Consider the following 13,753-nt stretch of genomic DNA (forward strand, 5'->3'; position numbering starts at 1 on the left):
GCCGCAAACCATCGATCAAAGTGAACGAGCTGCGAACGACTGGCGTCAAGCTGTCTGGAATGCCGCCATACGGGAGGAATCATCGACCAAAGGCGCGCTCTCTTTACGAATTTGCAGCCCTGTATTGGTTTACGAGAGATTGATATCGCAGCGCCGCTTTGAGACGATGGCTTCCAACAACCGCCGACCAAGGGCGACGACAGAGGGAACGCCATGCCGATCGTTACGGCCGACCGCCTCACACGCATCGGCGCGGCACTGCTCCATGCCGCCGGAGCGTCCGAAGAAGAAGCCGACGCGGTCGCCGTCGGCTGCGTCAAAGCCAATCTCGCGGGACACGACTCCCACGGCGTGATTGCGGTTCCCACCTATATCGACCGTATCAAGGCCGGACACATCGTTCCCGGCGCAAAATGGTCCATCGTCCAGGAATCGCCGACCACGACCGTGATCGACGGCCATTGGGGCTTCGGCTTCCACGTCAACGCCAAGGCGATGGCGCTGACGATCGAGAAGGCCAGGACGGCGAATGTCGCCGCCTGCACCGTGTTCCGGCAGAGCCATGTCGGCCGCCTCGCCGCCTATCCGCTGATGGCGATGCGCGAGGGCATGATCGGGATTGCAACCGCGGATTCCGGCCGCTCGCCGAAACACGTGGCTCCGTTCGGCGGCAAGGAAGCACGGCTCGGCACCAACCCGATCTCGATCGCGGTGCCGTCCGATCTCGACGCGCCGTTCTATCTGGACATGGCGACCTCGGCGGTGGCGGCCGGCAAGATCCAGCTCGCAGTCGCGCGCGGCGAGGACATACCTACCGGGTGGATCATCGACGCCGAGGGACGGCACACCACCGACCCGACCCAATATCGCAAGGGCGGTGCGCTGCTGCCGCTCGGAGGCACTGAAGGTTACAAAGGCAGCGGTCTCGCCGCGATGGTCGAGGTACTCTGCGGCCTCCTCACCGGTCTCGGTTTCGGCGTCGAGCCCACCGGGCGGCACAATGACGGCTGCTTCATGGCAGTGTTCAACGTCGCCGCGTTCCGCCCGCTGAAGGAATTTAAGCGCGAGGTCGCGGAGTTCGCGCATTACCTGAAAACGACGCCGCCGTCCGAAGGCAGCAAGGGTGTCTACTATCCCGGCGAGATCGAGGGGCTGCGCGAGCAGCAGCGCTTGCGCGACGGCATCGAGGTCGAGGATACGACCTGGGAAAAACTACGCGCGCTGGCGCGCGAATACCGGCTCGACGCAGTGCTCGATCTGGCCTGACGAAATTCGGAGATAAGCATGACGCGACAGATGGTACTTGTCGGCTTCCTCCAGGCGCAGAACTGCACCAACCTGCCAAGCTCCTGGCGGCATCCGGACTCGCGCGCCGATTCGATGTCGGCGGATTATTACCAGGAGATCGCAAGGATCCTCGAGGCCGGCAAATTCCACATGGCGTTCTTCGACGACCGCCTTGCGATGCCTGACCGCTACGGCAACGACCACGCCCACACCGTCGAATACGGCATCCGCTGCGTGAAGATGGACCCGCTGATCGTGCTGACTACGATGGGGCTGGTCACCGAGAAGCTCGGGCTGGGGGCGACCTGCTCGACCACTTACTACGAACCCTTCGACGTCGCCCGCCGTTTCGCAACGCTCGACCTGATGTCCGGCGGCCGCGCCGGCTGGAACGTCGTTACCTCGCTCAACGACGGCGAGGCGCTCAACATGGGGCGCGATTCCCATCCCGAACATGATTCCCGCTACGACAAGGCCGACGAGTTCATGGAGGTCGTGCTCGGCCATTGGGACACCTGGGAAGACGGCGCGCTCATCATGGACAAGAAGAGCGGCCGCTTTGCCGACCCGGCCAAGGTGAAGCGGCTCGATCACAAGGGAGCGGCCTTCAAGTCCCGCGGACCTTTCACCGTGCCACGCTCGGACCAGGGTCACCCCGTCATCATCCAGGCCGGCGCCTCCGGTCGCGGCCAGCGCTTTGCCGGACGATGGGGCGAGGTGATCTTTACCGCCGCGAGAAATCTTGCGGGCGCCAAGGAAGGCTACGCGGCCGTGCGCAACGAGGCCGCGAAGGCCGGCCGCGATCCCGACCAGATGTTCCTTTGCAATCTGACGACACCGGTCTGCGCCGCCACCAAGGCAGAAGCGGAGGACAAGATGGCGCTGATCAACAAGCTGCCGCTCGAGATCGACGCGTTGTCGCTGCTCGCCGAAGCGCTCAATTACGACTTTGCCAGCAAGGGTCTCGACGAACCGCTGACGACGGATGATCTCAAAAGCATGCAGGGCATCCTGGGCATCCGCGACGGCGTGCTGAAGAATTCGGGCAAGAGCAATCCGAGCGCACGCGACTTCGTCACCTTCTCCGGCCGCGGCCAGGTCCACGACGCGATGGTCGGCGGCCCCAGGGAGATCGCGGACAAGCTGGAGGAGATGTTCGTCGAGCGCGGCTGCGACGGTTTCGTCATCGCCGCGACCTACGTTCCTGGCTCCTATGCGGATTTTGTGCAGCACGTCGTGCCTGAATTGCAGCGCCGCGGCCTGTTCCAGAAGGACTACCGCGGCAAGACGCTGCGGGAAAATCTCGGGCTGAAGCGGCCGGCGGCCGGCGCCTGGAAAGTGCAGCCGCGCGATGCCGCGGAATAACAACGAGGACAGGACATGCGCTGGTTGAAATTCACCGCGTCGGACAGGACGTCCTGGGGGATCGTCGAGGGCGACCAGGTGACCGCGGTCGACGGCGATCCATTTGGCGAATGGCAAAGGACCTCGCGCACGCATGCTCTTGGCGACGTCAAGATCGAACTGCCGATGATCCCCCGCACCTTTTATTGCGTCGGCCTGAACTACCTCAAGCATCTGAAGGAGGCCGCCGACAAGCGCGGCGAGGTGCCGGCCGTGCCTGATCGGCCCGAGATCGGCTACCGCGCACAGAACGCGCTGATTGCGCATGACGAGGATGTCGTGATCCCGTCCTTTGCCACCGACAAGATCCACTACGAAGGCGAACTCGTCGTCGTCATCGGCAAGAAGGTGAAGCATCTCACCAAGCAGAACGCGATGGACTGCGTGTTCGGCTATACCATCGGCAACGACGTCAGCGAACGCAGCTGGCAGAAGGCCGACCGCAGCCTGTGGCGCTCGAAGAACGCCGACACCTTCAAGCCGATGGGCCCGTGGATCGAGACCGAGGCCGACCTTGCAAAAATGGAGACCGTCGTCCGGGTCAACGGCAAGGAGACCAACCGTTTCCACACCAACGACATGATCTTTGGCGTGGTCCCGTTTCTGATCGAATTGACCAAATATTTCACGCTATGGCCCGGCGACGTGATCTGGATGGGCACCGATGGCGCCTCGCCGGACATCAAGCACGGCGACGTCGTGGAGATCGACATCACTGGTGTGGGGACGCTGCGGAACAGGTTTGTGCGGGAGGAGCGGTAGTGCGATTCGTAGGGTGGGCAAAGGTGCTCTTGCGCCGTGCCCACCATCTCTCCGCGATTTCGCCAACATTGTGGGCACGCTTCGCTTTCCCCACCCTACGGCAGTTGCGCAAGCCGCTCAAAACGGCAGCGCCACGCTGGTCTTGATCTCCTTCAACACCACATTGCTGCGAACATAACGGATGCCGGGAATGCGGAACATGAATTCGTCGAGGAACCTGTTGTAGGCCGCCATGTCCTGCACGACGACGCGCAAATGGTAATCGGCGTCACCCGTGGTCGCGAAGCACTCCAGCACCTCGCGACGTTTCGTAACCCGCGAAACAAATTCGTCGACGAATTTGGTGTCGTGCCGCTCCAGCGAGACATGGAGAATCGCGGACATGGCAAAGCCCGCCTGCTCGCGCGCAATCAGCACCGCATAGCCCTTGATCACGCCGCTCTCCTCCAGCGCGCGCACCCGGCGCCAGCAGGCCGAGGTGGACATGCCGACCTCGTCGGCCAGCTGCTGGTTGGTGGCGCGGCCATCCTTCTGGAGATGGGCGAGAATTCGCGTGTCCTGCTCTTCGATCATGAAGGCTCCTCAATTCGACTAAATCTACCGAATTTTAGCTCGAGTTGCAAAATGCTACCGAAAGCACCGGCCTATTAGGGATAGATGGGTAAGACCTACCAGCCTCCCCGGCATACCCTTCCACCATCGGTCAGGATGCCGCGCGAGGTCCGCCATGGACGCCATTCCGTCACTCGATGCCTACGAGCTCTCCGACCGCTACGATCGCGAGGAGGGCCGCGTCTTCCTCACGGGCACGCAGGCGATCGTCCGCATCGTTCTCGACCAAATGCGCCGCGACCGTGCCGCGGGGCTGAATACCGCGGGCTTCATCTCCGGCTATCGCGGCTCACCGCTCGGCGGCGTCGATCTCGAACTTTGGCGCATCCAGGAGCGGCTCAAGCAAGACCGCATCGAGTTCCTGCCGGCTGTGAACGAGGACCTCGCCGCAACCGCCGTGCTCGGCTCGCAGCAGGTGGAGACGCAAGGCGACCGCGAGGTCGATGGCGTGTTCGGCCTCTGGTACGGCAAGGGCCCCGGCGTCGATCGCTCCGGCGATGCGCTCAAGCACGGCAATGCCTACGGCTCCTCTCCGCATGGCGGCGTGCTGGTGGTCGCCGGCGACGACCATGGCTGCGTGTCCTCCTCGATGCCGCACCAGTCGGACGTCGCCTTCATGAGCTGGTTCATGCCGACGCTGCATCCGGCCGATGTTGGCGAATATCTCGCATTCGGCGAATATGGCTACGCGCTGAGCCGCTTCTCCGGCATGTGGGTCGGCTTCAAGGCGATCTCGGAGATCGTGGAATCAGGCGCTTCCGTCGAACTGCGCCCGCCGCGAATCTTCCGCACGCCCGACTTCACACCACCGCCGGGTGGGCTGCACTATCGCTGGCCCGACCTGCCGGGTCCGCAGATCGAGGAACGGCTGGAAGCGAAGAAGCACGCGGTCTACGCTTTCGCCAAGGCCAATCCGATCGATCGCCGCATCTACGACATTTCCAACGCCAGCTACGGCATCGTTACCACCGGCAAGGCACATCTCGATTTGATGGAAGCGTTGCGGCTGATGGGCCTCGACGAGGCCGCCTGCCGCCGCATCGGCATCGACGTCTACAAGGTCGGCATGGTCTGGCCACTGGCGCTGCACGACGCCATGGACTTCGTGAAGGGCAAGCGCGAGATTCTCGTCGTCGAGGAAAAGCGCGGTATCATCGAGAGCCAGTTCAAGGAATATTTCTACGACTATCCCGGCAGCAAGCCCGAGCGCATGGTCGGCAAGCACGACGAAAGCGGCGCCCGGCTGATCTCCTGGATCGGCGAGTTGTCACCGCGTGCGTTGGCTGGCGTGCTCGCGCGCCGGCTCGATCCGATGTTTCCAGGGCTCAATCTCGCCGCACAGGCCGCCGCGCTGCTGCCGGAGGCAGAACGCACGATCAACGTCCCGGGCGCAACGCGCACGCCCTATTTCTGCTCGGGATGTCCGCACAATACTTCGACGAAGGTGCCGGAGGGATCGAAGGCGCTCGCCGGCATCGGCTGCCACTTCATGGCGAGCTGGATGGACCGCGAGACATCCTCGCTGATCCAGATGGGCGGCGAAGGCGTGAACTGGGCCGCTTCGTCGAGATTCACCGGCCACAAGCACATCTTCCAGAATCTCGGCGAAGGCACCTATTATCATTCGGGCTCGATGGCGATCCGCCAGGCCATCGCAGCCAAGGCCAACATCACCTACAAGATCCTGTTCAACGACGCCGTCGCCATGACCGGCGGCCAGCCGGTCGACGGCCCCGTCAGCGTGCAAGCGATCGCGCACAGCGTCCGTGCCGAAGGCGTGGCGCGCATCGCACTCGTGTCGGACGATCCCGCGCAATTTTCGCCGGCGGACCTGCCCGATGGCGTCAGCATCCATCCGCGCGAGGAGATGGATGCCGTGCAGCGTGAGCTGCGTGACGCCTCCGGCGTCTCGGTGCTGATCTATCAACAGACCTGCGCCACGGAGAAGCGGCGGCGACGCAAGCGCGGCCTGATGGCCGATCCAAAGCGCTTTGCCTATATCAATGATCTCGTCTGCGAAGGATGCGGCGACTGCTCGATTGAGTCCAACTGCCTCAGCGTAGAGCCGAAAGAGACGCCGTTCGGGCGCAAGCGGCAGATCAATCTTTCGACCTGCAACAAGGACTTTTCCTGCCTCAACGGTTTCTGCCCGAGTTTTGTCACCGTCGAGGGCGCCACACGCCGGAAGAGGAGCGCGAGCCAGATCGACGCGGTCAGCCGCGCCGCCGCGCTTCCCCTGCCGCCCCCCGCATCGCTCGACCGGCCCTACGACCTGCTCGTGACCGGCGTCGGCGGCACCGGCGTGATCACGGTCGGCGCGCTGATCAGCATGGCCGCGCATCTCGAACGACGCGGCGTCTCGGTGCTGGACTTCACCGGCTTTGCGCAAAAATTCGGACCGGTGCTGAGCTACATCCGCCTCGCGGCCTCCCCCGAGGCGTTGCACCAGGTCCGCATCGACCAGGGCGCGGCCGATGCGCTGATCGGGTGCGACCTCGTCGTCAGCTCCTCGACCAAGGCGTCCGGAACCTATCGCCGTGGCACGCGCGGCGCTGTGAACACCGCCGAGATGCCGACCGGCGACGTCGTCCGCTTCCGCGACGCCGATCTCGCCTCGCCCGCCCGCCTGCGCGCGATCCGGCAGGTCATCGGCAACGAAAATCTCGATACGATCAACGCCAACGCGCTGGCCGAGCGGCTGCTGGGTGATGCCGTCTATGCCAACATCATCATGCTGGGCTTCGCCTGGCAGCGCGGACTGGTGCCGGTCTCACTGCAAGCGCTGCTGCGCGCGATCGAGCTGAACGGCGTCGCGGTCGAGCGCAACAAGCAGGCCTTTGCCTGGGGCCGGATCGCCGCCGCCGATCCGGACGTCCTGCCAAAGGTGAATGATGCGCCCGCGGCCGAGGCGCTCGACCAGCTCATCGCCCGCCGCGCCGATTTCCTCGGGGATTATCAGGACGGGGCCTATGCGGCGCGCTATCGGGCTATGATCGAGAAGATTCGCAGCGCCGAAGCCCCGCTGAACAGCGAGGCACTGACCGAGGCGGTCGCACGCGCTCTGTTCAAGCTGATGGCCTACAAGGACGAATACGAGGTGGCGCGACTGCACATGCAGAGCGGCTTCCTCGACGAGTTGAAGCGCGAATTCGAGGACGGCTTCAGCGTGAAGTACCATCTCGCCCCGCCCTTCCTGCCGCCCAAACGCGACGCCCGCGGCCGCCCCCGCAAGCGCGCCCTCGGCCAGTGGATCCAGATGCCGCTCGCGATGCTGGCGCGCTTGAAGGGATTGCGCGGGACGCCGTTCGATCCGTTCGGCTACACGAATGAGCGGCGCGCGGAGCGGGAGCTGATCAGCTGGTATGAAGGCCTGATCGAACGGATGCTCTGTCAGCTCGACGTGGCGCGTCTGCCCGACCTCATTGCCATCGCAAAAGCGCCAATGGAGATCCGTGGCTATGGACCCGTGAAGGACACCGCGATCGCCAAGGTGAGGCCCGAGGTCGAACGGCGACTTGCGAACTTGACGACGTCGGTAACACAAAAGATGCACGCCCACGGTTGACGAGGCGCCAGTGAGGCCTCAGCCTCGCGGCATTGAGGAGTGCCCTGTTGGCGCCCCTGCCATCGGATGACGCATCATGGATTTCGACCAGTTGACCCTGAGCCAGGCCGCGGCCGACCTCCGCGCAGGAAAGGTCACGAGCACGGCGCACACGACGGAAGCTCTTGTCCGCGCCAAAGCCAATGCCGACCTCAACGCCTTCGTCACCCTGGACGAAGCCGGCGCCTTGAACGCCGCGGCCGCGTACGACGCGACGGGCGACAAGATGAAGCCGCTCGGCGGCGTACCCATCGTGATCAAGGACAACATCGAGGTCGCGGGACTGCCCTGTAGCGCCGGCACGCCCGCGCTAAAGAATTACATTCCGAGGGCCGACGCGCCCGTGGTCGCAAAACTGCGGGCCGCGGGCGCGATCATCATCGGCAAGACCAGCATGCACGAGCTCGCCTTCGGCATCTCCGGCTACAACACTGCGTTCAAGACCGGCGCGGAGTTCGGCGTCCGCAACGCCTATGACCGGTCCCTGATCGCCGGCGGCTCCTCGTCAGGCACGGGCGCCGCGCTCGGCGCGCGGATCGTCGCGGGCGGGCTCGGAACGGATACCGGCGGGTCGGTCCGGGTGCCGGCTGCGCTGAATGGTTGTGCCTCGCTGCGCCCGACGGTCGGGCGCTATCCACAAGAGGGGATCGCGCCGATCTCGCACACCCGCGATACCGCGGGCCCCATGGCCGCGACCGTGAGGGACGTCGCGCTGCTCGACCGCGTCATCGCGGGTGGGGACGAGGTTACGCCGGCCGATCTGCAGCAGGTGCGGATCGGCATCGTGAAGGCGATGCTGACCAATCTCGACGCCGACACCGACGCTGCGTTCCAGGCGGCCGTCGCGAAACTGAAGGCGCAGGGCGTCACGGTCGTCGAGATCGAGATGCCGCAACTGGCAGAGCTCAACGTCCAGGTCAGCTTTCCGGTCGCGCTCTACGAGGCCTATGACGATCTGGTCACTTATCTCGCGCATACCGGCACAGGGCTGAGCGTCGAGGCGCTGGCACTGGAGATCTCCAGCGCCGACGTCAAGGGCACCTATGATGGTCTGGTGATTCCGCGCAAACTCCCCGCCCCCGATGGCACGCTGGTTGACGCCAAGCCGATCTACGACGCCGCGATCACGATCGCGCGCCCCGCACTTCAAGCGCTCTACGGCAAGACCTTTGCCGATCATCGGCTCGACGCCATCGCCTTCCCGACCACGCCGCGCGTTGCCATTCCCTCGAACCCGGAGTCCAGCACGCCCGAGAATTTCGGCCTGTTCATCCAGAACACCGATCCCGGCAGCAATGCCGGCATTCCCGGCGTGCAAATTCCGATCGCGCTGGGAGCCAAGAGCAAACTGCCAATCGGCCTCGAGCTCGACGGTCCCGCCGGCAGCGATCGCCGCCTGCTTGCGATCGGCATGGCGCTTGACGCCGTGTTCGGACGATTGCCCTGGCCACGCTGACGCTGTCGTAGGGTGGGCAAAGCGAAGCGTGCCCACCATTGGTATCGCTTAGAAAAGATGGTGGGCAAGGCGCTTCGCGCCTTTGCCGACCCTACTGTCCTGCCATCGCAGCGCCTCACGCATACGGATTGATCAGCTTCTGCTGCTCAGCGCTGTGGTCCACGAGCATATCGATGAAGGTCCTGACCTTCGCCGACAGATGATGCTTGTGCGGGTAGACCGCGTTCATCGACATCTCGACCGGCCGGTATTCCGGCAACAGACGCACCAGCCGACCGGCGTCGAGATCGTCGCCGACCAGGAAGCCGGCCGCGAGACTGACGCCTGCGCCCTGCAGCGCGGCCTCGCGCAGAGCCTCGCCGCTGTTGGTGATGAGATTGCCGGAGACGCGCACCGAGGCCGGCGCGCCCTTGCGGTCGAAGAAGCGCCACTCGTCGAAAGGATAGTTGAGATGTCGCACGCAATTGTGCCCGGCGAGCTCTTCGAGCGTCTGCACGCGCCCATGCGCCTCGATATAGGCGTGCGAGCAGCACAACACGTGCCGCCAGGTCGCAAGGCTGCGCACGATCAGGCTCGAATCCGGCGGTGCGGTCATGCGCAACGCAAGATCGAAGCCTTCCTCGATCAAATCGACATTAGCCTCGCCCATGCGCAGATCGACCTTCACCCCGGGATAGGTCGCGAGGAATTCCGCCATCACGGGCGCGACGAACGGCACCATGTGAGTGGCGGTGTGGATACGCAGCGTGCCGCGCGGCGCCGACTGCAGTGCGCCGGCGATGTCGTCGGCCTGTTCGAGATCGGCAAGGATCTGGGTCGAGCGATCGTAATAGGCTTTGCCGATCTCGGTGAGGCTCACCTTTCGCGTGGTGCGGTTGAGCAGCCGCACGCCGAGCCGGTCTTCGAGCGCCTGGACGTGGTTGCTCACCATGGTCGTCGACATGTTCAGCCGGCGAGCGGCGGCGGAAAAGCCGCCGTTTTCGACCACCCGGACGAAGGCAGTGAGGCTGGTGAAGCGGTCCATGGGTCAAGCTCCGATTATCCGCCAGGGCTGGATAATGCTTCCATTCAATCCGGGATTATCACAACGGCCGGGACAACGCATCTTGCAGACATCAACAGCGTGCCCCTTCAGACCGGGACGTTGCGCCCCCGGAGGATGCCGTGTCGAACACTTCTTATGTTACTGAAAACAATGAAAAAATCCGCCTGCGCCCGTCCCGCCAGGCGATCAAGCGGGCCGCCATCGGGCTGGCTCTGGCACTCGGCATCGCGATCGCCACGGACTACGCCTACGACTACCTCAGGCACGGCCGCTATCTCGAAGCCACCGACGATGCCTATGTGAAGGCGGATTCCACGATCGTCGCGCCAAGAGTCTCCGGCTACATCGCAAAAGTGCTGGTCGGCGACAACCAGAAAGTCAGAGCCGGCCAGGCGCTGGCGAAGATCGACGACCGCGACTTCACGGCGGCGCTCGACCAGGCCCGCGCCGACGTCGCTGCCGGTGAAGCCTCAGTGCGCAACATCGATGCCCAGCTCGAACTGCAACAGCCGATTATCGCGCAGAGCACGGCCGACGTCGCCGCCGCGGATGCCAATCTGAAGTTCGCGCAGGAAGAGCGCGCCCGTTACGACGACTTGATGAAGTCTGGCTCCGGCACGATCCAGCGCGCGCAGCAGACTGACGCGGCGCTGCGGGCCAGCGGCGCGCAGTTACAGCACGCAAAGTCGGGCCTCGTGGCCGCGCAACGCAAGGTCGACGTGCTCACCACCCAGCGCGCCCAAGCCACAGCCCAGCTCGACCACGCCCGCGCGGTCGCACAGCAGGCCGCGCTGAACCTGTCCTACACCGAGGTCACCGCGCCGGTCGACGGCACGGTCGGCGCGCGCTCGTTGCGCGTCGGCCAGTACGTGCAGGCCGGCACGCAATTGATGGCGGTGGTACCGCTCGACGCGGTCTATGTGGTCGCGAACTTCAAGGAGACGCAGCTGACGCATGTGCGTCCGGGCCAGCCGGTCGAGCTGCACGTCGATAGTTTTCGCAATCGCACGCTGCGCGGCCATGTCGACAGCCTCTCGCCGGCCAGCGGGCTTGAGTTCGCACTGCTGCCGCCCGACAATGCCACAGGCAACTTCACCAAGATCGTGCAGCGCGTGCCGGTGAAGATCGTGCTCGACGACCACAGTCTCACTGGTCTGCTGCGGCCCGGCATGTCTGCGGTCCCGACCATCGACACCAAGGCGACTGTGCTGGCCGAGCGCGAGACGGCCAAGCGCCTCGCCGACAACACGATGCGCCCGAACGGCGGCTGAAGCCGGGAGAGGCCAGCAGGATGATCGAGTCCTGCCGGATGATCCCTCCTTCGCTTCTCCGATTTTGAAACCATCCGCCTGATGCATCCTGTCTCCATGCCCGAGACGAGGCTTCCATGAGCACGCTTCAACCGACCGTCAACGCCGCTTCCGCCACCGACATCCCCGCCCCCGTCGCTGCCGCGGCGCCGGTGGTTTCAGCAAAAACGTGGATCGCGGTCATCGGCGCCACGCTCGGCGCCTTCATGGCGGTTCTGAACATCCAGATCGTCAACGCCTCACTCGCCGACATCCAGGGCGCGATCGGAGCCGGCATCGACGACGGCGGCTGGATCTCGACCTCCTACCTGATCGCCGAGATCGTGGTGATCCCGCTGTCGGGGTGGCTCGCGCAGGTATTCTCGATCCGCATTTATTTGCTCACGAACGCAATCCTGTTCCTGGTTCTCTCCGCGGCCTGCGCGCTGGCGCAGGACCTGCCGCAGATGATCGTGCTGCGCGCCGTCCAGGGCTTTACCGGCGGCGTTCTGATCCCGATGGCGTTCACGTTGATCATCACGCTGCTGCCGCGCGCCAAGCAGCCAGTGGGCCTTGCGCTGTTCGCGCTGTCGGCGACGTTCGCGCCCGCGATCGGCCCGACCATCGGCGGCTATCTCACCGAGAATTTCGGCTGGCAGTACATCTTCTATGTCAACGTCGTGCCCGGTGCGATCATGGTCGGCATGCTCTGGTATGCGCTCGACGCCAAACCGATGAAGCTTTCGTTGCTCCGCGAGGGCGATTGGGCCGGCATCATCACCATGGCGATCGGCCTGTCGGCGCTCCAGACCGTGCTGGAGGAAGGCAACAAGGACGACTGGTTCGGTTCACCTTTCATCGTCAAGCTGTCCGTCATCGCAGGCGTGGCGCTGGCCGCCTTCCTGATCATCGAGCTCACCGTGAAGAAGCCGCTGCTGAACCTGCGCCTGCTCGTGCGCCGCAATTTCGGGTTCGGCATGCTCGCGAACTTCCTGCTCGGCGTCGCGCTCTACGGCTCGGTGTTCATCCTGCCGCAATATCTGTCGCGCATCCAGGGCTACAACGCCGAGCAAATCGGCATGGTGCTGGCCTGGACCGGCTTGCCGCAACTCGTGCTGATCCCGCTGGTGCCGCGCCTGATGCAGCGGTTCGATGCGCGGATCATCATCGGCATCGGCTTCGTGCTGTTCGCGGCCTCCAATTTCATGAACATCTATATGACCAACGACTACGCCGCCGACCAGCTGCTGTGGCCGAACGTTGTCCGCGCGATCGGCCAGGCGCTGGTGATGGCGCCGCTGTCTGCGGTGGCCACGGCCGGCATCGAGGCGGAGAACGCGGGCTCAGCGTCCGGCCTGTTCAACATGATGCGCAATCTCGGCGGCGCCGTCGGCATCGCGCTGCTCCAGACCGTGCTGACCAAGCGCGAACAATATCATTCCAACGTGCTGACGCAGTCGGTCTCGGTGTTCGAGCAAGCCACCCGCACGCGACTGGAGCAGCTCACGCAGTATTTCGTCAATCACGGCGTCCTCGACCGTGCGGATGCCGCGCATCGCGCCTACGTCGCGATCGGTCATATCGTGCAGAAGCAGGCCTACATCCTGGCCTTCAGCGACACCTTTTATCTGCTCGGCGCGGCCCTGATCGTGGCGCTCGCCGCCGTCCTCTTCCTGAAGAAGCCCGGCCAGACCTCGGCCGGTGGAGCCCACTAACGTCAACCCAGCAAGCAAGGAGAACGACCATGAAACCCCGCATGAACTTCTACCAGGCCGCCCCCGACACCATGAAAGCGCTGATGGCCCTGGAAGAGCAGATCCAGTCCACTGGACTCGAGAAATCGCTGATCGAGCTGGTCAAGATCCGCGCCTCGCAGATCAACGGCTGCGCCTTCTGCATCAACATGCACACCGAAGACGCCCGCAAGCGCGGCGAGACCGAGCAGCGCATCTATCTCCTGAATGCCTGGCGCGAGTCACCGCTCTATACCGACCGCGAACGCTCCGCGCTGGCTTGGACCGAGTCGGTGACGCTGATCTCCGCGACGCACGCGCCCGACGACGTCTACGAGCAGGTGCGCGCGCAGTTTTCCGATGCGGAGACGGTGAACCTGACCATGCTGATCGGGGCCATCAACGCCTGGAACAGGCTGGCGATCGCGTTCCGTGCGATTCATCCGGTGAAGGTGAAGGCGTCGGTGGCGTAGGCGGAAAATCTCGTAGGGTGGGCAAAGCGAAGCGTGCCCACCGCTCCCTACGCGATCTCTGAGAGATGGTGGGCACGGCGCAAGCGCG

Annotated in this window: 10 protein-coding genes; 8 read left to right on the forward strand and 2 right to left on the reverse strand. The window is 64.4% G+C overall.

Annotated elements, in window-relative coordinates:
- Positions 1-213 precede the first annotated feature (213 nt).
- Genes WHZ77_RS29290 through WHZ77_RS29300 form a run of 3 tightly spaced genes read left to right on the forward strand, consistent with a single transcriptional unit; the run spans position 214 to position 3,453 of the window.
- Entirely contained in the window at positions 214-1,266 is a 1,053-nt protein-coding gene (locus WHZ77_RS29290) for an Ldh family oxidoreductase (protein ID WP_375311130.1), read from the forward strand.
- Positions 1,267-1,284: 18 nt separating this feature from the next.
- Complete coding sequence (locus WHZ77_RS29295) at positions 1,285-2,652, forward strand: LLM class flavin-dependent oxidoreductase (protein WP_375311131.1); 1,368 nt, start codon at positions 1,285-1,287, stop codon at positions 2,650-2,652.
- A gap of 15 nt (positions 2,653-2,667) precedes the next feature.
- Entirely contained in the window at positions 2,668-3,453 is a 786-nt protein-coding gene (locus tag WHZ77_RS29300) for a fumarylacetoacetate hydrolase family protein (RefSeq protein ID WP_375311132.1), read from the forward strand.
- A gap of 117 nt (positions 3,454-3,570) precedes the next feature.
- Here WHZ77_RS29300 and WHZ77_RS29305 read toward each other — a convergent pair whose 3' ends face one another.
- Positions 3,571-4,026 carry an Lrp/AsnC family transcriptional regulator gene (locus WHZ77_RS29305; protein ID WP_375311133.1) on the reverse strand — a complete coding sequence of 152 codons (456 nt, stop codon included), beginning with the start codon at positions 4,024-4,026 and terminating at the stop codon, positions 3,571-3,573.
- Between the two features lie 154 nt (positions 4,027-4,180).
- Here WHZ77_RS29305 and WHZ77_RS29310 point away from each other — a divergent pair, with 154 nt between their 5' ends.
- Both WHZ77_RS29310 and iaaH read left to right on the forward strand, forming a co-directional pair.
- Entirely contained in the window at positions 4,181-7,630 is a 3,450-nt protein-coding gene (locus WHZ77_RS29310) for an indolepyruvate ferredoxin oxidoreductase family protein (protein ID WP_375311134.1), read from the forward strand.
- 76 nt (positions 7,631-7,706) lie between these two features.
- Complete coding sequence (gene iaaH / locus WHZ77_RS29315) at positions 7,707-9,125, forward strand: indoleacetamide hydrolase (RefSeq protein WP_375311135.1); 1,419 nt, start codon at positions 7,707-7,709, stop codon at positions 9,123-9,125.
- Positions 9,126-9,240: 115 nt separating this feature from the next.
- Here iaaH and WHZ77_RS29320 read toward each other — a convergent pair whose 3' ends face one another.
- The gene (locus WHZ77_RS29320; protein ID WP_375311136.1) at positions 9,241-10,149 is read right to left on the reverse strand and encodes a LysR family transcriptional regulator; all 909 of its coding nucleotides are present in this window, start codon (positions 10,147-10,149) and stop codon (positions 9,241-9,243) included.
- Between the two features lie 179 nt (positions 10,150-10,328).
- Between WHZ77_RS29320 and WHZ77_RS29325 the strand changes: the two genes are divergently transcribed.
- The 3 genes from WHZ77_RS29325 to WHZ77_RS29335 all read left to right on the forward strand — a co-directional run bounded on the left by WHZ77_RS29325 (position 10,329) and on the right by WHZ77_RS29335 (position 13,665).
- Entirely contained in the window at positions 10,329-11,441 is a 1,113-nt protein-coding gene (locus WHZ77_RS29325; RefSeq protein ID WP_375314837.1) for an HlyD family secretion protein, read from the forward strand.
- A gap of 116 nt (positions 11,442-11,557) precedes the next feature.
- Entirely contained in the window at positions 11,558-13,174 is a 1,617-nt protein-coding gene (locus WHZ77_RS29330; protein ID WP_375311137.1) for an MDR family MFS transporter, read from the forward strand.
- Positions 13,175-13,203: 29 nt separating this feature from the next.
- A complete protein-coding gene (locus WHZ77_RS29335; RefSeq protein ID WP_375311138.1) occupies positions 13,204-13,665 on the forward strand; it encodes a carboxymuconolactone decarboxylase family protein in 462 nt (153 codons plus the stop codon).
- The last annotated feature ends 88 nt before the right edge of the window (positions 13,666-13,753 follow it).

This window comes from Bradyrhizobium sp. A5 (genome assembly GCF_042076515.1).
Taxonomy (GTDB): domain Bacteria; phylum Pseudomonadota; class Alphaproteobacteria; order Rhizobiales; family Xanthobacteraceae; genus Bradyrhizobium; species Bradyrhizobium cosmicum.

What these genes read in the sequence shown, in the direction of transcription:
- WHZ77_RS29290 (WP_375311130.1), top strand. Translation starts at nt 214, where the DNA reads ATGCCGATCGTTACGGCCGACCGCCTCACACGCATCGGCGCGGCACTG.
- WHZ77_RS29295 (WP_375311131.1), top strand. Translation starts at nt 1,285, where the DNA reads ATGACGCGACAGATGGTACTTGTCGGCTTCCTCCAGGCGCAGAACTGC.
- WHZ77_RS29300 (WP_375311132.1), top strand. Translation starts at nt 2,668, where the DNA reads ATGCGCTGGTTGAAATTCACCGCGTCGGACAGGACGTCCTGGGGGATC.
- WHZ77_RS29305 (WP_375311133.1), bottom strand. Translation starts at nt 4,026, where the DNA reads ATGATCGAAGAGCAGGACACGCGAATTCTCGCCCATCTCCAGAAGGAT.
- WHZ77_RS29310 (WP_375311134.1), top strand. Translation starts at nt 4,181, where the DNA reads ATGGACGCCATTCCGTCACTCGATGCCTACGAGCTCTCCGACCGCTAC.
- iaaH (WP_375311135.1), top strand. Translation starts at nt 7,707, where the DNA reads ATGGATTTCGACCAGTTGACCCTGAGCCAGGCCGCGGCCGACCTCCGC.
- WHZ77_RS29320 (WP_375311136.1), bottom strand. Translation starts at nt 10,149, where the DNA reads ATGGACCGCTTCACCAGCCTCACTGCCTTCGTCCGGGTGGTCGAAAAC.
- WHZ77_RS29330 (WP_375311137.1), top strand. Translation starts at nt 11,558, where the DNA reads ATGAGCACGCTTCAACCGACCGTCAACGCCGCTTCCGCCACCGACATC.
- WHZ77_RS29335 (WP_375311138.1), top strand. Translation starts at nt 13,204, where the DNA reads ATGAAACCCCGCATGAACTTCTACCAGGCCGCCCCCGACACCATGAAA.